At 69.5% G+C, this 22,282-nt stretch carries 11 protein-coding genes and 2 pseudogenes; 6 read left to right on the forward strand and 7 right to left on the reverse strand.

The annotated features are described in order from the left end of the window. Nucleotides 1-165 precede the first annotated feature (165 nt). Together AB0K05_RS25255 and AB0K05_RS25260 are read right to left on the reverse strand one after the other, a co-directional pair. A complete protein-coding gene (locus AB0K05_RS25255) occupies nucleotides 166-2,997 on the reverse strand; it encodes a BTAD domain-containing putative transcriptional regulator (protein WP_364232171.1) in 2,832 nt (943 codons plus the stop codon). A 264-nt stretch (nucleotides 2,998-3,261) separates the two neighbouring features. Continuing rightward, nucleotides 3,262-3,408 (reverse strand): hypothetical protein, encoded by a 147-nt coding sequence (locus tag AB0K05_RS25260; RefSeq protein ID WP_364232173.1) that lies wholly within the window; start codon nucleotides 3,406-3,408, stop codon nucleotides 3,262-3,264. A gap of 364 nt (nucleotides 3,409-3,772) precedes the next feature. Here AB0K05_RS25260 and AB0K05_RS25265 point away from each other — a divergent pair, with 364 nt between their 5' ends. Both AB0K05_RS25265 and AB0K05_RS25270 read left to right on the forward strand, forming a co-directional pair. Beyond that, nucleotides 3,773-4,030 carry a hypothetical protein gene (locus AB0K05_RS25265; RefSeq protein ID WP_364232175.1) on the forward strand — a complete coding sequence of 86 codons (258 nt, stop codon included), beginning with the start codon at nucleotides 3,773-3,775 and terminating at the stop codon, nucleotides 4,028-4,030. A 343-nt stretch (nucleotides 4,031-4,373) separates the two neighbouring features. Next, a pseudogene (locus tag AB0K05_RS25270) lies at nucleotides 4,374-4,481 on the forward strand (TetR family transcriptional regulator); the annotation flags it as partial. Nucleotides 4,482-4,509: 28 nt separating this feature from the next. On the opposite strand, the gene AB0K05_RS25275 reads toward AB0K05_RS25270, so the two are convergent. From AB0K05_RS25275 to AB0K05_RS25295, 5 genes and pseudogenes are all read right to left on the reverse strand, one after another. Next, nucleotides 4,510-5,877 carry a cation:proton antiporter gene (locus tag AB0K05_RS25275; protein ID WP_364232177.1) on the reverse strand — a complete coding sequence of 456 codons (1,368 nt, stop codon included), beginning with the start codon at nucleotides 5,875-5,877 and terminating at the stop codon, nucleotides 4,510-4,512. 4 nt (nucleotides 5,878-5,881) lie between these two features. Further along, on the reverse strand, nucleotides 5,882-6,361 hold the full coding sequence (locus tag AB0K05_RS25280; protein ID WP_364232634.1) for a cation:proton antiporter regulatory subunit: 480 nt from the start codon (nucleotides 6,359-6,361) through the stop codon (nucleotides 5,882-5,884). Nucleotides 6,362-6,727: 366 nt separating this feature from the next. After that, nucleotides 6,728-7,330 (reverse strand): annotated as a pseudogene (locus AB0K05_RS25285) (transposase); the annotation flags it as partial. Nucleotides 7,331-7,513: 183 nt separating this feature from the next. Beyond that, the gene (locus AB0K05_RS25290) at nucleotides 7,514-7,693 is read right to left on the reverse strand and encodes an ArsR family transcriptional regulator (RefSeq protein WP_364232637.1); all 180 of its coding nucleotides are present in this window, start codon (nucleotides 7,691-7,693) and stop codon (nucleotides 7,514-7,516) included. A gap of 155 nt (nucleotides 7,694-7,848) precedes the next feature. Beyond that, entirely contained in the window at nucleotides 7,849-9,219 is a 1,371-nt protein-coding gene (locus tag AB0K05_RS25295; RefSeq protein WP_364232179.1) for a DNRLRE domain-containing protein, read from the reverse strand. A 240-nt stretch (nucleotides 9,220-9,459) separates the two neighbouring features. Between AB0K05_RS25295 and AB0K05_RS25300 the strand changes: the two genes are divergently transcribed. The 4 genes from AB0K05_RS25300 (at nucleotide 9,460) to AB0K05_RS25315 (ending at nucleotide 22,132) form a co-directional block, all read left to right on the forward strand. Then, nucleotides 9,460-10,656, forward strand: a complete 1,197-nt coding sequence (locus AB0K05_RS25300; RefSeq protein WP_364232182.1) for a sensor histidine kinase — start codon at nucleotides 9,460-9,462, stop codon at nucleotides 10,654-10,656. Then, nucleotides 10,653-11,363 carry a response regulator transcription factor gene (locus AB0K05_RS25305; protein WP_364232185.1) on the forward strand — a complete coding sequence of 237 codons (711 nt, stop codon included), beginning with the start codon at nucleotides 10,653-10,655 and terminating at the stop codon, nucleotides 11,361-11,363. The genes AB0K05_RS25300 and AB0K05_RS25305 overlap by 4 nt, the downstream gene beginning before the upstream one ends. Nucleotides 11,364-11,582: 219 nt before the next feature. Beyond that, complete coding sequence (locus tag AB0K05_RS25310; RefSeq protein ID WP_364232188.1) at nucleotides 11,583-15,668, forward strand: LamG-like jellyroll fold domain-containing protein; 4,086 nt, start codon at nucleotides 11,583-11,585, stop codon at nucleotides 15,666-15,668. Nucleotides 15,669-15,850: 182 nt separating this feature from the next. Further along, on the forward strand, nucleotides 15,851-22,132 hold the full coding sequence (locus AB0K05_RS25315) for an RHS repeat-associated core domain-containing protein (protein ID WP_364232191.1): 6,282 nt from the start codon (nucleotides 15,851-15,853) through the stop codon (nucleotides 22,130-22,132). The last annotated feature ends 150 nt before the right edge of the window (nucleotides 22,133-22,282 follow it).

Below are 22,282 nucleotides of genomic sequence, written 5' to 3' on the forward strand. Positions count from 1 at the left end.
GTTTTGCGCCAGCAAAAGATCTCTGCCGGGGCGGGCACGAGCCTCGGCGAGAACCCGGTTCGCGGCGCCGTGACCAAGGCGGCGCACGGTCGGCCGGCCGGGACGGGGCCGCCCACCGGGTCTTCGACCCGGGCTGATTCCCTGTGCCTCGTCGCGCCTGGGCGGCTATTCGGCCAGCTTGGCCCGGCATCGCCCGGCTTGGTCCGCTCTCCCGTCGGCTTCGAACATCGCGGCCGCCTCCTGGAAGCGTCCGTCGGCCTCCTTCCGGCGGCCCAGTGCGGCCAGCGCGTCACCGGCCACCTCCTGCGCGTGCGCCTGCCCGGCCCGGTGCCGGATCTCCACGCTCAGCTCGCGCGCCTGGTCACTCAGCCTGAGCGCGGGCTCCGCGTCGCCAGCGTTCAGCATCAACGCCGCCAGCGTCTGCAGAGCCCACCGCAGGTAGGACCGATCCTGCGGTTTCCTGGCGAGTTGGCCGCCCACTGCCACCGCCTCACGGCCTAGGACGAGCGCGCGCTCATGGTCACCGTGGGCGCTGACCACGGTGGCCATGGCACGCAGGCACAACAGCTCGGCGTACTGGTTGGCGATGTCGTGGGCGATCTGCAGTCCCCGATGGGCATCCGTCTCGGCCTCGAACAGCAAAGCGTCGCGATCAGAGGCGACCGGCGCCGCGGCGGCGAGTTGACGACGGCACACTGCTCGCAACGCGAGCGATCGTGCCAGCCCAAGAGCGTCTTTACTGCTTTCCCGCACGGCCACACACTCGTTGAGCAGCGGCATCGCGCGCTGGGCTCCGCCCGCACGACGCATGATCAGCGCGGCCAGGCGATGACGCGCCTCCGCGGCCAGCCGTACGTCGGAGGGTGAGAGCATCTGCAGCAGGCGCCGCCACATGTCCTCGGCGTCGCGATGGCGGCTCTCGCGATACAGATAGGACGTCACGCGCAACGCCAGCCCCATGGCCAGGCGCTGCTGCCCGTGATCGCAAGCGATGCGGACCACGTACAGGAGATTCGCCGCCTCGGTCGCCAGCCAGCCATCGACGTCGTCCACAATCAACTGACGGACGTTCGACGGGGCGAACTTCGACATCTCCAGCGCCACGACCGGCGGGTCATGCGGCTCCGGGGCGATCTGCTCATCGGCCAGGCCCGCGAGCTCCAGCCAGCCCAGCGTCAGCCGGTGAATGGCCCGGTCGCGCTCGTTGGGACGCTCGGCCAGACGCGCGGCGGCGAAGACACGCAGCAGATCGTGCTGCCGATATCGCGGCTGGCCGAGCGAATCCACCCCGATCGTGGACAGCAGGCTGTGCCGGACCAGGCTTTCCAGCACGTCCTCGACATCGTCGACATCTCCGCCTGCCAGCATGGCCACCTCCCAGCCGGCGAATCCGCCCGGCCGCAGCAGGGAGGCCAGGCGGAAGACCCGCGCCGCGAGATCCGGCAGCGACTCATAACTGTCGGCCATCCCAGCCTCGACCGTCATGCCATCGGCCCGCAGCATGCTCAGCAGCCGCTTGCGCAACCGCGTGGCGAACGTCGCCAGCGGCCACTGCGGCTGTCCCGACAGCCGGGCACCGGCAATCCGCACGGCCAGCGGGAGCCCGTCACAAGCATCGACGATGTCGGCGGCCGCGGTCGTGTCGGACCGGATGCGCGCGGAGCCGATGATCTCACCCAGCAGGCTCAGCGATTCGGCCGGCGACAGCGGCTCCAGCCGCACGGTACGCATACCGGCCCCGCCGACCAGGTGCGCGCGACTGGTCACCATCACCGCGCATCCCGGTGTGCCGGGCAGCAGCGGATCCACCTGATGCATGCCGGACACATCGTCGAGCACCACCAGGACCCGGCGCCCCGACAGGACCGAGCGATACAGCGCGGTGCGTCCGGCGACGGTGGCTGGCACGCTGGCGAGCTCGATCCCCAGCGCGGCCAGTATCTCCCCCAGCACGTCGGCGATCTCCCGCGGCCGGTCGGACATGCCGGCGAAGTGCACGTAGATCTGGCCGTCCGGGAAATGCGACCGCAGCAAGTGCGCCACCTGATGCGCCAGCGCCGACTTGCCCACTCCAGGGGAGCCGCTGACGGCCGCGATGGGCACACGGCCGGACCCGCCGGCGGTGCGTAGATAGCGCGACAGCTCCTCCACCTCCGCCGCACGACCGGTGAAATCGCTCACGGCCGGTGGAAGCTGAGCCGGAGGTAGTCCTGCCGCTCCCCAGGCGATGGTGGGGGCGGCCGGTTCGTCGTCGTCCAGGATCCGGGGATCGAGGGTGTCTGCGGCGATCTCGTCGCGTAACCGGCGCAGCTTCATCCCGGGGTCCGCGCCAGTGTCCTGGGCCAGCAGCGTCGCGAGGGTGTCGTAGTGCCGCAACGCCTCCACCCGATAGCCCGCCCGGTACAGGGCGGTCATCAGCAACGCGTTGAGTATCTCCGACAGTGGATCGTCGGCCAGTTCTCGGCGCAGGTCGCCGAGGAGTTCCTGGTGTTCGCCGGTCTTGATTCGCGCGCGCAGGAGATCCTGTTGAGTGACCTTGCGCTCCCACAGTAGTTCTTGCCGCCAGGTCGCCAGTCGAATGGGGTCCTCGGGCACGTCGGCCAGCGGGGGATCGCCCCACCATTCCAATGCCCGGCGTAACGAGGCGACTGCGGTTTGTTGATCCCCCGCTGATATCCGCGTCCTGCCCTCCTCAGCAAGGCGCCGGAATTCGGCAAGGTCGAATTGGTCGTCGGCGCGGAGCGTGATGCGGTATCCGTGAGCACGTGCTGACGGAATGCGTCCTGGAAGTAGTCGGCGAAGCTGTGACAAGGCGGTTTTCAGGGAGTTTTCGCGACCGTAGGTGTCGCCCCAGACCGCCTGCATGAGTGTCTCGGCACCGACCCCGTCGGAGCCGGCCAGCAAGAGTGTGGCCAGCAGCGGCCGCCTGGTACGGGTGATCTCGACCTGCTCTCCCTCGCGGTCGACCTGGAGCCGGCCCAAGATGGCGAACCGCACAGGAGTCTCCATTCACGGCGAGAAGGCGGTCGGTGCTGTGACAGCAGTGATTTCGTAAGAAATCTGATCATTTTGGATATTACTGTGCAAACCCAAAACTGGATCATGACCTCGTCGCAACCGCATCGCAACCCGATCAGCGCTCACGCCTCCATTCCCTTTCGATGCGGACATGTAAGGCCTTCCTCTTTCGCCACCGGTATTAGGGTCCGAAATAAAAGCACGATATGCTTATACCGAAAGACGGCTCGCCGAAAGTGGTATCTACGCCCAGCTACGGTCCGGCGCCTGGGAAATCATCCTGGTGGTGATGCCGAGCGTCTCCCAGACCTGGAGGTCGTCCAGAGCGGGGGCGTATAGGTCGGAGTCCAGGATCAGCTGCGGGCGGGAAGGCACGCCGATAATGAACATGCCGGCGGTCCTCGATCGCGATCGACCGGGCTGGGTGCACGCCGAGCAGGGCACAGGCGTGCAGGTAGGGGGCCGGGGCCCGCGCGCAGCGCCGCCGCGACCGTGCCGACGCCACCGTGGTGCACGGCGACGGCCACGCGCGGCAGCAGCCAGTGGCCGATCTGCCGGGCCAGCCCGGCTTGAGCGAGGCGCGCCGGCCCGGACGGGGACGCCTGTCCGCCTACGGCCGCAGGGCCGCGGAGGTCGTCGGCCAGCTGAATACCGGACCGGTTGTGGTCGTGGGCCACCCCCGCGCTGATACGGGTCACCCTGCCCCTGGCTGGCCACCGCCACCGCCGGCCGCAGTCAAGCCCTGCTGTGCCACATGAGCGGCGCCGCGCACAAGACGACAGGCGCGACCCACGAACTGGCGGAGTGGATGACCCTGGTCGCCCGGCACAGCCGCACCAGCCTGGCCCCGTCACTGCTGCCCGCGCCCCTGGTGCGTCGGTGGCGGGACACTCCCGTGGTGGTGGCCACGGGTGAGGAGGATTGCTTCTACCCGCCCGCGCGTCTCCGCGAGCCCGCGCTCGCCTTGCTGGGCACCGAGGCGGTCGCCATGCCCGGCGGGGGTCACCTATGAATCCCGCGCAACCTCTACCTGCCGGGTCGTCGACGGGGATGGGTTCCGGTAACGGGAGGTCTCGCTGGTGTGCGCTGGCCGGATGGTCGGCGACCGGCATCCCCACCATGGGCAGCCCTCACCATCCGTATGGCCATGGAGCGCAGCGGCGAGCCGCGCGCGCGAGCGTGCAGCCGACGCCGCCTTCGAGGCGGCTCGGCGACCAGGTTGTCCCGCTCCGCATAGACGAACCGCCCATGCTGGTGCGCCCGGACGGCAACCTGGCCTGCAAGGGCGGCGCCGCCGAGATCACCCGCTGGCTGGACGGAGCACCATGGGGTCCGCGGTGAGCCATCCGCGGCTGATGAAGGTCTATTGGGAGCACTACATCCTGCCCCGCCGCGAACTGGCCACCGCGATGCTCAGGCGCGCCCAGCAGGACGGCCTGGTGGACCCGGACGCCGACCTCGACGTGCTGATCGACATGATGGCAGGCGCGCTCACGTACCGCGTCCTGCAGCCCCCCGGACGCCGACGAGATGCTGCGCTACCCCACCGCCGTCTACCGCCAGGCCGGCCGGTACCCGTCGGCCCAGGACAGCTGAGCGCCCAGCGAGACAGATCCGCTGATGGAAGTCCGGGGCATCTCCACATCGATCGCCCCTCGCGGGCCACGAGCACCGGCCGATCCGTAACGCAGACGAGGATTCCCGTTGCTGGTCAACGGGTCGCCTGGGGTGCCGGGCGCCGGCGAAGCGGGTGATGAGCGGCCCCGTGACCGCCAGGACGAACACATAGGCGGTCACCAACGGCGCCAGGGTGGGAAGCTGGGGCCCAGTCAGGCCGACGATGACGATGGAGAACTCTCCCCGGGCGATCAGTGCGGCGCCCGCGCGCAGCCTTCCGCGCCGGTTCACTCCGTCGCGGGAGGCCGCGTACCAGCCAGTGAGGATCTTGGTCAGCCCGGTGGCCACGGCCAGCACCAGCGCGGCCGGCAGCACTGGCAGCAGGTCGGCGGGAACCACCGACAGGCCGATGGCCAGGAAGAACACCGCGGCGAACAGGTCACGCAGCGGTGCTATGACGGCACGAGCCCGCTCGGCGGTCCGTCCGGTGAGGGTCAGGCCGACCAGGAACGCGCCCACTGCCGCCGAGGCATGCACGTACTCGGCCAGCGCCGCGACGACCATGGTCAGCCCGAGCACGCGCAACAGGAGCTGTTCGTCGTCCGGGTGCTCCACGAGCCGGCCGATGTGGTGCCCCCACTGGAAGGAGCCGGCGAAAGCGGCCAGCACGGCCCCGACCGCGACCAGCGCGCCTGCCAGCGCCTGCCACCAAAGGCCGCCGGAGGCCAGCACGGCCAGCACCGGCAGGTAGGCGGCCATCGAGAAATCCTCCAGCACCAGCACCGACAGCACCGACGGGGTCTCCCTGTTGCCCAGCCGCCGCAGGTCGCCCAGCAGTCGGGCGATGATCCCCGAGGAGGAGATGTAAGTGGCGCCGGCCAGCGCCAGGACCCCGACGCCGTCCAGGCCGAGCAACCAGCCCGCCACAGCGCCGGGAATGCCGTTGAGCAGCAGATCCACGCCGGCGGACGGCAGGTGATGGCGCATGCTCGCGGCGAACTCGCCGATGGAGAACTCCAGCCCCAGAGCCAGCAGCAACAGCACGATCCCGATGGAGGCCCCGGCGTGGACGAACGCTGCGGCGGCGGGGACGGGCACCAGGCCCCCCTCACCGAGTGTCAGGCCTGCCACCAGGTAGAGCGGGATCGGCGACAGGCTCACGCGGCGGGCCAAGGCCCCGAGAAGACTGAGGACGGTCAGGATGAGGCCCAGCTCAAGCAGCAGCGCGATCGAGACGTGCACGCGATCAGCCCCGGATGATGCGTTTGACGCCGTCGATCCCCTCCGGGGTGCCGACCACGACCAGCACGTCCGCGGGCCGCAGTACATGGTCGGGGCCGGGCGAGGCGATCACGTCCTCCCCGCGCACGATCGCCACGACCGAGGCTCCGGTGCGGGTGCGCGCTCGCGTGTGTCCCAGTGGGCGGTTCACGTAAGGCGAACCTGAACCCACCTTCACTGGCTCGGAGCTCAGCCCGGGCACCTCCCGGGTCAGGTCGGCGAACCGCTCGGCGATCCGGGGCGCGCCCAGGATCTGGGCCAGCGCCTCGGCCTCGTCCTCGTTCAGCCGGAACAGTGGCGAGCCCTCGTCCGGGTCGTCGCCGGCATAGCCGACCACCTCGAACTCGCCGGTACGCCAGGCCACCACGCCGATCCGGTCCCCCGCTTGGGTGGTGAACTCATACCGCAGTCCGACGCCCGGCAACAGCACCTCGTTCACGTCCATGCGACCATCATCCCTGCAGGTGGGCGCGTTCCGCGGGATGTCGACCGTCGGCGACGTAGCCGGCGACCGGCTCGTCCCAGCGCGTCCCTTCCTGCGGCCGGCCTCCTGGGCCGGCGTCCAGTCCCTGCTCGGCCAGTTCGCGCGGGCGACCGCGAGACGTTCCTTTGACAGACGATCAACAAAGTAGGTAGCCACCGTCGGGGGGCCGGGCATCATACGGCCTGGCAGCGAACTGAACTGGGCGGGCGAGAACAGACGTAGCGATGCCCAGGCGTGCTGCCACGCTCCGCCCGGCCGTTCCCGGGAGCGGCCGCGTCCAAGATCGTGGTGTATGAGATTCAACCACTCTGCGATCTAAAATCCTATTTAAGCAGCAATAGCACTATTAGTCACACTTGCATCAGTGGTGTCTGCTTGTGCCTTTCTCTCGGCGGCCTTGCGACAGTCGGCGAGGACTTCCAGGCCGAGGTAGCGCCGGCCTTCGGTCCACTCGTCGTGCTGCTCGGCCAGCACCGCGCCGACCAGCCGGACGATGGCCTCGCGGTGCGGGAAGATGCCGACCACGTCGGTGCGGCGGCGGATCTCCTTGTTCAGCCGCTCCTGCGGGTTGTTCGACCAGATCTGCCGCCACACCGTCTTGGGATAGACGGCGAAGGCCAGGATGTCGTCGCGCGCCTCGTCCAAATGCTCGGCAGCCTTGGGGTACTTGTCCTCCAGTGCCTGGACGACCTGGCGGTGCTGGGCCCGCACCGAGGCGGCGTCGGGCTGCTCGAAGACGGTGCGCAGCATGGTCGACACCCACGGCTGAGCCGCCTTCGGGACGCAGGTCGCCAAATTTCGGGCGTAATGCGCGCGACACCTCTGCCAGGAGGCACCGGGCAGGGTGGAGGCGATCGCATCGCGCAGCCCGGCATGACAGTCGGAGATCACCAGACTGACACCGGACAGACCGCGGGCCACCAGGCCGCGCAGCACATCAGGCGACGCCGTGGCGAGGGTCTCATCGAACCACTCACCCTCAGCAGGCAGAATGTCTTTAGCGGCCACTTCTCGTTCTCCTTCTTATGCCTTCGACAGCTGTGAAGGATCGCGGAGTGGCCGCCCTCATGTCACATCGATCTTCCCTTACGGGCGCCAAGGTGACGAACGGGTTCAAACCCGTACACCACTCCCGTGGACGCTAACCCGGGAAAAAGAAGCCGAGGATGACGAAGCTGACTCGGCCCGGCGCAGGTAGTAACCTCCCGCCAGTCCCGCCTGCCCGGCGGTGCGCAGGGTCTTCAGGTGATGCGAGATCGTGGGCGCGCTGAGCCCGGCAGCCGGCCGAGGAATTGGCGTCCGAGTTGCAAGTAACCGGTGAGGATTACCGGCAGGTGCGGCAGGTCACAGGAGTGTCCCGTGGCATCGGGATGAGGTGAGCTCCTGTGGCTCCCCCACCTCACCCGTATCGGCCTCAGGAACCGGCCGAAGTCCGAATACCGCGACGGTCAGGAGCAGAACGCGCTCCAGGCGGTGCGGCTCGCCGGGTCGCGCAGCCGGTAGTCGCCGGTGGGCCAGTCCAGGTCGAAGTAGAGGGCCCACACCGAGGCGTGCCGCTCGAGATAGCCGGTCATGTCGGCGAGCCAGGCGGCCCGGCCGGTGCCGTCGTCGCCCGCGGCGATGTGGCTGCCGAGTTCGGCGACGCCGTGCGGGAGGTTCTCGGCCCGGTTCACCGCGAAGGTCGCATCCAGCAGGGTGGCGGGAGCAAGGTAGCGGCCCTTGGCGGCGGTGGTGTCGTAGTTGTAGACGTCCCAGGCCAGCACGTCGAGCGCGGCGCGGCCGGGGTAGTACTCGCGCCAGTTGCGGCCGGAGGCCGGATCCACCGTCCAGCCCATCAGGATGAGCGTGCCGCGCAGGCGGGGGTTGGCCGCCTCGCGGGCCAGCGCGGCCAGCCGGCTCCAGGCCTGACGGTAATCGGCGGCGGTGAACTCGCCGTTCCTGATGTTGTCCTCAGGTTCGTGGTAGAAGCTCCAGTAGATGTCCTGGTCGCGCGGCGCCGCGGCGAACCAGGTGCGCATCGCCGCGTCATGGGTTCCGGCGAGGACAGCACCAGGGCTGGCCTTGAACGAGATGACCATGGGGCGGTTGCCGGCGTCCAGCTTGCCGGGCCAGGGCTGCGGCAGCCCGCCGTAGAAGACGCGCACCGCCTCCAGCCCGCCGAACAGGGAGTCCTCGCGAGCCAGCGCCTGCTGGTACGTCTCGCCGGTTTCGGCGGCGAAGGAGGCCCCGCACAGAGTCGGCCCGGCGTAGGAGACGATCAGGCGAGGGCCCAGGTCACCGGCCTCGCGTGAGTGCACGACGGTCGCCGACTGGGCGGTGGGGTTGGTCATCGCGAAGGAGTACGTGCCGGCCGCGCGCACGGTGGCGGACACGTCGAAACTGATGGCGGTGGCGCCGGGCGCGGGCAGGGTGGCGGTCGCCACGACGGGGCCGACGGCGGGACGGGACGCGTACGTCATGGACTCGGTCCAGGAGTTGTCGGCCACCGACCGCAGTTCGGTGACGCTCGCCTGCTGCTCGGTCTTCTGGTAGAGCATCTCCAGCCGGGCCGAGGCGATGCTTCGCCCGGCGGGCGGCGCGGGCACCGAGAACCTGAGGTAGGCCTGGCTGTGCCAGGGGGTGTTCCAGTGGGAGGCCGCCAGCTTGGCCGCCGTCCCGTAGACGTTGCCCGGCGCCTCCGTGACGACATAGGTGTCGGCGACGGGGGCGAGGCCGTCCCGGGCAGCGGCGGTGGCAGCCGGGGAGGCCAGGGACAGAGTCCCGGACACACTCGCAACGGTCAGGAAGACGCTGAACCAGCGGACCGTGCCTCGGCGCATGTCTCTCCTCGTTTCGGCGCGTGCGTTGGTGGCGCCGACACGATAGCCGCCGCTCCCGCCCGCGATCATCAACCCACAGTCGTCGAAATCCACTACACCCACCGTGGGAGACATCCGCGATGTCCACCTTCCGCAGCAGTCGCCGCTTGCCGGCCGGCAAGACAGGCCGACCACGGCGGTAGCCGGGATCAGCCTCTGATCCGATGACGAAGCGGGGCGGCGGGTTCTATGCTCCGACCGGTGATCACGTGGTTGCGCGGCCGCGCGCAGCGGCTCCACAGGATCGACAAGCGGGTCCTCGACACCGCTCTGGCCGTGCTGCTCACCGGGGCATGTTACGGGTCGGCGACCCAGTTCTCCGAGCCTGGCTGGCCGCCCCTCGATACTCTTGCCCTTCTGCTCATCTGTCTGGGAAACCTGCCACTGGCTTGGCGCAGTCACGCCCCGATGATCGTGCTGATGGTCACGTGGACCGTTTGGGCGGTCTACCTGCTTCTCGGCTACCCACCAATGGCTTCGTGGGCGTCCCTGGTGGCGCTGTACACGGTGACCGCGCGACGGCCGGTGAAGGTGTCGTTGATCTGCTCGGCGGCCGTCGGGCTGCTGGTGCTGGTGGCAGGAGCACAGCTGGTGTCGGTGACGGCGGCCTTGGGACAGACCCTGGCGGTGATGGTCATGTGGGCCTTCGGCGTCGACCGGCGCCAGGTGTCAGTGCTCAGCTCGCGACTACGGCGCGAGCAGGAAGACCGGGCCAACAGGGCGGTCACCGAGGAACGCGTGCGCATCGCCCGCGAACTGCACGACATCGTCGCCCACCACATGTCCGTGGTGTCTGTCCAGGCCGGACTGGCCCGGTACGTCTTCTCGTCCGACCCCGGCATGGCCCGCACGGCCCTGGACACCATCGCCGCCAGCAGCTTCGAAGCCCAAGAGGAGATGCGCAGGCTTCTGGCCGTGCTGCGCACCAACGGTGACGGTCCCGGCTACGCTCCCGCTCCCGGCCTGGCCCGGCTGAACGAACTGGCCGACCGGGTCCGGGCCGCCGGGGTGCCGGTCGAGGTGAGAGTGCGGGGCGTGCCCAGGCCGGTCGGGCCGGGCGCCGACCAATGCGTCTACCGGGTCGTCCAGGAGTCGCTGACCAACGTGCTCAAACACGCGGGCCGGGCCAGCGCCGTCGTCGAACTGGAATACGCCGCGGCCGGCCTGACCGTGCGCGTCAGCGATGACGGTGCCGGGCCGCCACCCGCCGCCCGGCCCTCGGACGCCGGAGTGCACGGCTTGCCGGGGATGCGGGAACGCGCCAGGCTGTACGGCGGAACGGTGATCGCCGGGCCACGCCCCCAGGGCGGGTTCGAGGTCGTGCTCACCCTGCCCCTGCCACCGGGCGGCGCGCAGCAAAGCGGAAATGCTCAGGTGAAAGGGGCAGACCTGGAATGACCAGTGTGCTCGTCGTCGACGACCAGATCCTGATCCGCGCGGGCCTGGCCGCGTTGCTGCGTGCCGCACCCGGCCTCGAGGTGGTGGGGGAGGCAGCGGACGGCGACGAGGCGGTGTCGCTGGCTGCGGCCACCCGGCCGGACGTCGTGCTGATGGACATCCGCATGCCGCGCCTCGACGGGATAGAGGCCACGCGCCGCATGCTGGCGCAGGCCCGCCAGGCGCCTCCGAAGGTGGTCATGCTCACCACCTTCGATCTCGACGAATACGTCTTCGCGGCGCTGTCGGTCGGAGCGTCTGGCTTCCTGTTGAAGAACTCCCCGCCCGAGCGCCTCCTGGCCGCCATCGACATGGTCGCCGCCGGCGACATGCTGTTCGCCCCGAGTGTCACCCGCCGCCTGATCGAGGCGTACACGCAAGGGAGCGGACCTGCCTGCCTGTCTTCCGAGGTGCCGAATCTCGGCCTGCTCACCGGCCGCGAATTGCAGGTGATGCGCCTTGTGGGCACAGGTATGGCCAACGCCGAGATCGCGGCACAGCTGGTCGTCAGCGAGGCGACCGTGAAGACCCACCTCAACCGGGCCATGGCCAAGCTCAACCTGACCAGCCGTGCGCAGGCGGTGGTCCTGGCCTATGAGACGGGCCTGGTCACCGCTCGTGCCAACAGGACGCCCGAGGTTGGGGACCTCGCGCCCGAGCTCGACTGATGGAACACGAAGCACCACCGATGCCCGGGCGTACACCGTAGGTTGACTGCCCGGCGGCGACTACCGCGATGGTTGTAGTCAAGATTCAATCTAGCGCCGAATGGCCGAACGATCATGCCCCGTCTAGTTTCTGATCATCAGGACGGGTGTGGAGAGCGGGTCGCGATGCTGGTGATGCTCGGCGGCATAGGCCGATTAAGGCGCGTTATGGCCCAGGGCGTGGCGGTTCTCGCCGTGCTGGCGAGCCTGAGCGTGGGCGGGTCCGAGGCGGGTGCGGCCGCGGTCACGGAACCGCCCAAGGAGCCGCCCGCCGACACAGCGGTGACCGACTACACCGCCGCCACGCTGGCGCGGAAGTCGGGGCGGCCGGTGGAGGTGCTGTCACAGCGGGGCGAGCACCGCACGGTCATGGTCCTGCCCAATGGACGGTTCGAGGTGACCGAGCACCTGCGGCCGGTGCGCACCCGCCACGACGGCCAGTGGGTCAGCATCGACACCTCGCTGCGGCGGGACGGTTCCGGAATCGTCCCGGCCGCGACCGCTGTCGGGCTGCGGCTGTCCGGCGGCGGGCAGGAGCCGCTGGTGCGGATGTCCAGGGCGGGCCGCGAACTGTCGCTGTCGTGGCCTGGCACGTTACCCGAGCCGGTCCTGGACGAGGACAGCGCCGTCTACCAGGGTGTTCTGGGGCGCGACATCGATCTGCGCGTACGGGCGCTGTCGGACGGCTTCTCGCACACCCTCGTGGTCAAAACGGCGGCGGCGGCCAGGGATCCTCGGCTGAGCCGGCTGGCCTTCACCCTGGGTACCTCCCGGCTGTCGGTGGACCGAGACGCCGCTGGAATGCTGCGAGCCGAGGACGGCACCACCGGGGAAGCCGTGTTCGAGGCGCCCTCCCCGGTCATGTGGGACTCCTCACCGCCCGCCGCGGACGCGGCGCGCGGCATGACCACTCGCGCCCAAGACCTGAGCAAGGGGCCGGGAGAAGGATCCCGAACCGCCGACGTGCAGGTCGGCCTAGGAGAGCGCCAACTGGAGCTGACCCCGGACCAGGGATTGCTGACCTCACCCGACACCACGTTCCCCGTCTACATCGACCCGGTGTGGCAGACCAGCGCCGCCTACTACTGGGGCATGGTGTCCTCGGGCTACCCCGACGAGAACTATCCCAAATTTAACGGCAACGCCACCGAGGGCATGGGCCGCTGCGAGGTCGCCAAGGACGGCCGGTGCGTGAAGAACCAGACCAAGCGGCTCTTCTACCGGATGAAGCTGCCCTCCATCAAAGGCAAGTACATCGAGTCGGCCGAGTTCGTCGCCTACGAAACCGCGGCCTACAACTGCGACAACCCCACCTCGGTGCAACTGTGGCGGACCAACTCTCTCACCTCCGCAGCGACCTGGAACAACACCAAGAACGCCTGGCTTGAGCATCTGACCTCGCGCGATGTGGCCTACTGCGCGCGGGCGCCGGTCGAGTTCGGCGGGTCCAAGCTCCGCACCCACGTGCAGAGCGCCGTGAACAAGGGGCATTCCACCATCACCTTCGGCCTGAAGGCCTACAGCGAGAGCTCGATGGCCTGGTGGAAGCGGTTCGCCGACGACGCCTACCTGCGCATCCAGTACAACCGGCCGCCGCACCAGCCCAACACCGGATCGATGTTCGCCAGCCCGGGCACCGATTGCGTGGATAAGGGAGGGGCCCAGTGGGTCAACGACCTGTCCACGGTTTACGCCTACCTGTGGGATCCGGACACCGAGGACGCCAATAAGGTACGAGGCCAGTTCACCCTGCACTGGGCCAACAACGCCGACGGCTCTGACTGGGGCGCCAAATGGACCTCAGCGCTGACACCGGCGCTGACCTCGGGCAGCAGGCACCAGATCAAGCTTCCCACCTCCATCCCACAGAAGAAGCTCATCGGCTGGGGCGTACGAGCATGGGACGGCGTCCAATGGGGCCCGTGGAGCTACGACGGCGCCCAGACCGGCTGTTACTTCTACTACGACCCCTCCGTACCGGCCGCGCCCTCGGTGTCGTCGGCCGAATACCCCGGTGACCAGAGCTGGCACGGCGGCGTCGGCGACGCCGGCACGTTCACCATCAGCGACCCGGCCAGGGCCGCGGCCCGCTACGAGCTGAAGCTGAACGGCGCCCCCCTCACCACCGTCACAACGAGCAACGGCGCCGCACGCCAGGTCGCCGTGGCGCCCAGCCGATCCGGCCCCAACCTGCTGACCGTTCAGGCGTTCACGCAAGCCCACCAGAACAGCGCACCGACCACCTACGAGTTCTGGGCCAGGGCAGGCGCGGAGGCCGCGGCCCGGTTCACGCTGGACGAGACCGCAGGCGCGACGAGCGTGACGGGCCGCAGCCCGGGCACGGCGGCGTACCTCCGCGGCGGCGCCACGCTGGGCGGCGCCGGCCAGGTGGGCACGTCACTCACCCTCGACGGCACCAGCGGCCACGCCGAGACGAACCTGCCCGTGCTGCGCACCGACGACAGCTTCACCGTCTCCGCGTGGGTCAGGCCGGCGAGGTACGCCATGGTCAACGCGCTGGCGCAGGACGGGGTGCACCAGAGCGGCTTCCAACTCGGCATCCTCCCCTCAGGGCAGCCGGAGATCAAAATGCCCAGCACCGACACCGCCGGCGACGGCGGGGGAGCCTGGTACAGCGCCAGGGGCGACACCCCGATATCGCTGAACGCGTGGACGCACCTTTGCGGCGTCTACGACCGGTCCTCCGGCCAGCTGCGCCTCTACGTCAACGGGCAGCTCGCCGGCACGGTGAGCGGCGTGACCGCCTGGCCGGCCAGGGGCGCCTTCCAGATCGGCCGCAGCAAGTACAACGACGCCCAGGTCAACCAGTGGCCCGGGGGCATCGACGAGGTCAAACTGTTCCAGCGGGCGCTGCCGGACCAGGAGGCCCAGCAGCTCGCGGCGGGCGGGACACCACCCGGTGCCGATCCGGTCGCGTACTGGCCCATGAACGAAGAGGCCGGGGACGGGCGCGTCTACAGCACCGCCACCACTGTCCAGGCCGCGCTGTCGGGCGGCGCGACGCTCGGGCAGGCCGGCCAGGACGGTACGGCGCTGCGGCTGGACGGGTCCACCGGCCACGCCGCCACGAACGGACCGGTCGTGGACACCACCAAGAACTTCGCGGTGTCGGCATGGGTGCGCATGGAGACCAGCCAGCTCGACAAGAACTACACAGTCGTCTCCCAGGACGGGCTGCGTAAGAGCGGCTTCTACCTGAAGTACGACGGCGGCATCAAGAAATGGGTGTTCGCCAAATCCAGGACCGACACCGACGCGAGCGGCTGGGACCAGGCGGTCTCCAAGGCCACTGCGACCGCCGGTTCCTGGACCCATCTGGTCGGCGTTCACGACGCGGTCACCCGCAAACTGCGCATCTACGTCAACGGTGAGCAGGGTACCGACAGCGGCCCGCTGGAGGCGGTGTGGCACGCGGGTGGCGGGCTGCAGATCGGCCGCAGCAGGTGGCTGGGCGCCTACGTGGACCAGTGGCCTGGCCTGATCGACGACGTGCGCCTCTACGACCGGTCCGTGGGCGCGGTCGAGGCCGAGGAACTCGTCACCCAGCACCCGGTGGTGAAGGGCCGCTGGAAGCTCAACGTCAATGGTGCGGGCGAGCCCGCCGGCGCCCAGCACCTCACCCTCGCGGCGGGCGCCGTCATCGACCCCGCCGCGGGCTTCCGCTACGTGTCCAGTGCGGGGCTGCTGCTCAACGGCACCGCGGCCTACGCCGAGACGGCCACCCCTCCGGTGCATACCGACGGGAGTTTCACGGTGGCCGGCTGGGTGCGCAACATGGGCCGCCCGCAGGCGGCCAAGACCGTGTTCTCGCAGGCGGGAGCGAACGCCAACGCCTTCGCTCTGCGGTACGTGCCCGACCCGGCCGACCCTGAGGCCGGAGGCTGGCAGATCCAGATGCGCAACGCCGACTCCACCGCCACCTCCGAACTGCGTCAGGCCGACCATTCGGCCTTCACCGAGTGGGACTGGGACCACCTCGCGCTCGTCTACGACGCACTGCGCGACCGGATGAGCCTGTACGTCAACGGCCAGCTTGAGGAGAGCTCACTAGGCGTCTCCCAGGAGGACCAGGTGTTGGGGTTCACCGCAGCCAACGGTGGGCTGCAGGTCGGCCGCAACAGGTTCGGCGGTGAATTCTGGCCCGATGCCATCGACGACGTGTGGGCCTACCAGGGCGCGCTCACCCAGGAGCAGGTCCAGATACTGGCCACCGGCGGCGAACTGGACACCGCCTCCGGCCCCTGATCCCTCATCGGCCGCTCGCGCCCCGCCACGGGGCGCGAGCCTTGATCTCTTGTCGTGTCCTGCCCTGCGGAGGTCGTGATGAAGGTAAACCTCGAGCCCGCGCTCCCGCGCGCTGTCACCCGGGGGTGGGCCGGATGAGGACGAGCATTGTCCAACGGCTTGCCGGGCTGGTGGAGGGTGGCATGAGAGGCCGTGCGGTACGGACACCGCGGACGGGTCCTCTGTCCCGGGCGGTCGCCGCGGGGATGGTCGCTGTGCTGACGGCGGCGATGACGGTGGCGTTGTCCTCGGCCGCGCCTGCCGCGGCCGCCGGACCCGGCCGCCCCGAACTGGACAATCCCGAACGGACGGTCAAGGGCCGTCGTCTCGCGGCCACATCGCGCCGGCCCGGACCCGCCGGCAGGACGGCGCCGCCCACGCTGATCGACTGGCCGGCGGCCGGCACCGCGGAAGCCGATGTGCCCGGGCGAGGCGCTGCCCGGGCCGGCGCCCTCCCGATCTCTCTGCTGCCCCCCGCCGACGCGAAGGCCGGCGCGGAACGGGTACGTGTACGGCTGCTGGACCAACCGACCGGCCGCCACGCGGGAGCCGATGGGGTCGCCTTCACCGTGGCCTCCAGCGACGCGAGCACCAGCGGCAAGGTCGGTGTCCGTCTGGACTACGCCGCGTTCACCCAGGCCTTCGGCGGCTCGTACGGCTCCCGGCTACGCATGTGGCGGCTGCCGTCGTGCGCGTTGACCAGCCCCTGGCTGCCGCAGTGCGGCAAGGCCGCCCCTCTGCCGGCACGCAATGACGCGGCGGCACGCACGCTGACCACGGAGGTGGACGCCGAGCCCGGCGGCACGCTGCTGATGGCCGCCGCGGGCGAGTCTGGCTCGCAGGGCGACTACACTGCGACGTCGCTGTCGGCCTCGGCCACCTGGGAGATGGGCGACAACTCCGGTGAATTCACCTGGTCGTACCCGATGCGGGTGCCGCCCGTCCCCGGCGAGTTGGAGCCCGATCTGGCCGTCGCGTACTCCTCCGGCAGCGTGGACGGGCGGACGGGCAACACCAACGCCCAGCCGTCCTGGGTCGGCGAGGGCTTCGACCTGTGGCCCGGCTACATCGAGCGCCGCTACAAGTCGTGCGAGGACGACGGTGTCGCGAAGGACGAGTTCGGCAACTACCCGGGTGACCAGTGTTGGGGTTACGACAACGCGACGGTCACGTGGAACGGCAAGGGCGGAGAATTACTCAAGGCCACCGACGGCACCTGGCGGACCAAGTTCGACGACGGCACGGTGTTCGAGAAGCTCACCGGCGCGACCAACGGGGACGACAACGGGGAGCACTGGAAGGCCACCACGACCGACGGCACCCAGTATTTCTTCGGGCTCAACCGCATGCCCGGCTGGGCCTCCGGGAAGCCGGAGAGCGACTCGACGTGGACGGTACCGGTGTTCGGCGACGACTCCGGCGAACCGTGCCACAAGTCCAGCGGGTTCTCCTCCTCCTGGTGCCAGCAGGCCCACCGGTGGAACCTGGACTACGTCGTGGCCCCCGACGGCAACGCCATGACCTATGCGTACGTCAAGGAGACCAACCACTACGGCCGGAACCTCAAGGTCGGCGACGAGACCCCGTACACGCGCGGCGGCTACCTCAGGTCGATCTCCTACGGGCTGCGCGAGGGCAACCTGTTCGCCGCCGCTCCCGCTCGGGTGCTGTTCGGCACGTCCGAGCGCTGCCTGCCCGACGCGTCGTTCTCGTGCGACCCGGACAAGATCGGTGACAAGCCGCAGTACTGGTGGGACGTGCCTTGGGACCTCGCCTGCGCTGCCGGGCAGGAGTGCAAGGACGCCCACGGCGCGGTCACTCCCACCTTCTGGTCACGCAAACGCCTGACGAAGGTGACGACCCAGGTCGTCAAGGCCGACGGCACCGGCTACCGGGACGTGGACTCCTGGTCGTTCGGACACACCTGGGGCCTGGCCGATGTGGAGCGGGACCTGCTGCTGAGCCACATCCAGCATACGGGGCACGTCGGCGGCACCTCGGTCACTCTGCCGAAGGTCTCCTTCGACCACGTGCAGCTGCCCAACCGGCTCGACCGGACCGGCGACGACATCCTGCCCTACATCCGCTACCGGGTCGGCGCGATCTACGACGAGTCCGGCGGGCAGCTCGACATCGCCTACTCGGACGCTGACTGTTCGCTGTCGGACCTGCCCACCCCTGAGACCAACACCAGGAGATGCTTCCCCGTCATCTGGCAGCCGCCAGGGCATGAGGACGAGATCACCGACTGGTTCCACAAGTACGTGGTGACCTCCGTGACCAGAGCCGACCGCACCGGCCTCGCTCCCGACATGAGGACCAGGTACGAGTACCTCGGCGGCGCGGCCTGGCACTTCGACGACGACGACGGCCTGACCAAGGAGAAGCACAAGACCTGGTCGCAGTGGCGCGGCTACGGCCAGGTCCGCACCCTGACCGGCACGGCGGGCCAGCAGTCCGACACCTTCTACCTGCGCGGCATGCACGGCGACCGCAAGAACAGGAGCGGCGGCACCAAGTCGGTGACGGTGTCGGACGGCGAGGGAGGCACGTACACCGACCACGACGCGCTGTCGGGATTCGAGCTCAAGACCGTCCAGTACACGGGACAGGGCGGGACCGTCCACGCCAAGACCGTACGGACCCCGTGGCGGGTCAGGACCGCGACCCGCACCCGGTCGTGGGGCACCACCACGGCCGAGATGGTCGCCTCCGCCGCCGAGCGCACGTGGACGGCCAAGGACGCAGGCGGCTGGACCGAGACCAGGACGGAGACCGAGCACCAGGGCTCCGGGCCCGGCATCGGGCGGGTGACCCGGGTCAGCGATTTCGGCGACGTCACCACCTCCGCCGATGACCGGTGTACCCGTACCACTTATGCCGACAACGCCGGCGCGCACATGGTGTCCCTGCCCGCACGGGTGGAGACCGTCGCGGTCGCCTGCACGGCGAACGCCGACCGCGCCCACCAAGTCATCTCCGACATCAGGACGTACTACGACAACGCGGCTCTCGCAGCCCCTCCGAGCCGGGGCCTGCCCACCAAGGTGGAGGAGATCGCCTCCCACGACGGGACGACGGCCACGTACGTCACCGAGAAGCAGGTGACGTACGACGCCTACGGCCGTGCCGTCAAGGCGGTGAACGCGCTCGGGCAGGTCAGCACCACCGTCTATACCGACACGCGTGGCCTGACCACGAAGGTGACGACCACCAGCCCGCCTGCCGAGCCGGGCGACGCCGCCACGGCGCTGGTCACGGTCCAGGAGCTCGAACCGGCCTGGGGGCAGTCCACCGCGGAGATCGACGCCAACGGACTGCGTACCGACCTGGTCCACGACGGCCTGGGCAGGCTGCGCCAGGTATGGCTGCCGAACCGCGCCAAGGACAGCAACCCTCACCCCAACTACGAGTTCGACTACCGGGTCGCCGACGACAAGATCGTCGCGATCACGACCAGGACTCTCACCGCCACCGGCGGCCAGCGGACCGACAAGATCGAGCTGCTCGACGGCTGGCTCCGCCCCCGGCAGACCCAGATACCGGGCCCCACCGGTCGTCTGATCACCGACACCATCTACGACGACCGCGGCCTGGTCGTCCGGACCCACGAACCCTATCCCGCGTCGGGAGCCCCCGAGCCGGTGCTGTTCGGCGTGCTCACCCCCGGCAACATCGAATCCCAGACCCGGACCGAGTACGACGGACTGGGACGTAAAACCCTCGAACGGCTGATGGCCGGCAACGGCTCGCAGCCGGAACAGGAGAAATGGCGCACCACCTACAGGTACGGCGGCGGCAACCGCACCTCCGTCACACCGCCGCAGGGCGGCATCCCCACCATGGAGATCACCGACGCGCGCGGCCAGGTGATCGAGCGCCGGCAGTACAAGAGCGTCACGCAGTACGACGCCACCCGCTACACCTACACCCCGACCGGCGAGACGGCCACCGTGACCGACCCTTCAGGCAACACCTGGACCAACACCTACGACCTGCGCGGGCGCAAGATCAAGATGATCGATCCCGCCAAGGGCCCGACCTCCTACACCTACGACGAACTCGACAGGGAGACCTCGGTCACGGACGCCCGCGGCAAGAAGATCGTCACCAGTTACGACGGGCTCGGCCGCAAGACCGGCACGCGGGAAGGTTCGGCCACCGGCACCAGGCTCACCTCGTTCACCTACGACTCCGCTCCCTTCGGCAAGGGCAAGCTCGCCACCGCCACCCGGCACCACGCGGGCGCCGACTACACCGCCACCATCCGCCACTACGACCAACTCGGCCGCGCCGACGTGAACGCCGTCACGATCCCCCCGGCTCAGGGCTCCCTGGCGGGCACGTACGTCTTCTCCACCTCCTACAACCTGGACGGCACCGTCCAAGGGCAAGGACTGCCCGCAGCCGGCGGCCTGGCGGCGGAGAACCTCGTCCTCACCTACGACGACTTCCTGCGGCCTGTCCGCCTGACCGGCAATCTCGGCGCCTACGTGGGCGCCACCGACTACACACCCACCGGCAAGCTCATGATGCTCGAGTTCGGCGCGACGACGGGGAAACGCGCCTGGCAGACCTTCACCTACGAGTGGGCGACCCGGCGGCTCGCGACCTCCCGCACGTCGAAGGAGAACGTCAGCGGCAGCGACCGGGACGCCACCTACCGCTATGACGACGCCGGGAACATCCGCTCCATCGCCGACGTCTCGCGGGACGGAACGGACACCCAGTGCTTCTCCTACGACGCGCTGCGCCGACTCACCGAGGCATGGACGCAGGCCACGACCTCCGCCTGCGACGACACTCCTGCGGCCACGACGGTCGGCGGCCCCGCCCCGTACTGGCAGACCTTCGCCTACGACACGGCGGGCAACCGGATCTCCGAAACGCGCCACGGCGTCGCGGGGCAGGCCGACACCGTCCGCGCCTACACCTACAGCCCAGCGGGCCAGGGCAACCGCCTGACCAGGATCGCCCAGATCGGCGGGGCCGGCAGCCGTACCGACACCTACGCCTACGACGCCACCGGCAACACCACCGCACGCGACGCCGGCAGCACGACCCGGACCTTCGCCTGGAACACCGAGGGCCAGCTTGCGGAAACCGCCGAGAACGGCACAGCGGCCGAGTTCGTCTACGACGCCGACGGCAACCGCCTGATCAGGAAGGACGCGACCGCCACCACCCTCTACCTGCCGGGCACCGAGATCCGCCTCAGCGCCGGGACGGCGACCGCCACCCGCTATTACAGCCACGCGGGCAGGACGGTCGCGCTCCGCACCCCGGCCGGCGTCACGTACGTGACGGAGGACCACCAGGGCACCGCCCAGGTCGCGATCGACGCCGGCACGCAGCAGAGCCGGGTCCGCCGGCTGACTCCCTTCGGCACCGAGCGGGGCGACGCGGTCGCCTGGCCTGGGGAGAAGGGCTTCGTCGGCGGCACCAAGGACCCTGGCGGTCTCGTACAGCTCGGCGTGCGCGAATACGACCCGGACATCGGCAGGTTCCTCTCCGTCGACCCGGTCCTGGATCTGGCCGACCAGCAGCAGATGAACGGCTACGCCTACGCCAACAGCAGCCCGGTCACCAACGCCGACCCTGACGGCAAACTGTGCCGGAGGGTCAACGGAGACATGGAGTGCTCCAACGGCGACGGAATCATCCGCGTTCCCACCAAGAACGGCTACAAGGTCATCGGGCCGGCCCCTCCGCCGTGCTATCTCGTCCCCCGGGCCTGCGGCTGGTCGCCGGGAAGCCGTCACAGGAGCGGCGCGGCCCCCCGCTCGAGCGCGAGACCCACCACGCCGCGGACCCTCCGGCCGCAGCAGCCCTACGAGAGCCCCAGCTTCTTGGGCGACCTCTTCAACATGTCGAACGTGAACAACCCCTTGGCCTTGGCCTCAGCCAGCAGCGCGGAGATCGGTGAACTGCTCAAGGCAGTCGGGCTGGGCGGCCTCCTGGTGGAGCGCAAGCTCCTGGACGGGCTCGGGCTGACCAGGGAACAGGTGGACGCCCTGAAAAGGACGTTCGCGAGGGTCCCCCAGGCGGAGCCCAAGAAGAATCTGGCATGGAAGGGAGCCAAGGGCGCACGTGGCATCGGCAGGTACGCGGACAAGGCCATGACCGTCGGGAAGTGGGCGGGCGGCACGAGCATCGCGCTCTCCGCGGCTGACGGCGGCCTCACCCAATACATGCAGGACAGGGATCGCAACGATCTGAGCGGGAAGCAGAAGACAGCCCGGATCGTGACGCGAGGCACGGTGGCGGGGGCAGGCGCCTACGTGGGTTCCAGGGTCGGCTTGCTGGGTACAGGGATGTGCGGCCCGATATGCGGCGGCGTGGGCTCAGTCGTCCTTGGAGCCGTCGGCGGATGGGGTGGCAGCGCGGCGGGAGGCTCGCTGGCACGCAAGCTGTTCGGCGGCTGACCAGGCCGACCGCGAGGCGGTCCGCAATGTTGCGGACCGCCTCTCGTGGTCGGCCTGGCGGCTGCTCAACCCGGGACAACAGGTTTTGGTTCACCCATGGCTGCTACCCAACCGGTCACTTTACACTGTAGATCAGAAGTGTGTTGGAAG

Origin of the sequence: Nonomuraea sp. NPDC049486, from assembly GCF_040676925.1 — a bacterium.
Classification (GTDB): Bacteria; Actinomycetota; Actinomycetes; order Streptosporangiales; family Streptosporangiaceae; genus Nonomuraea; species Nonomuraea ferruginea.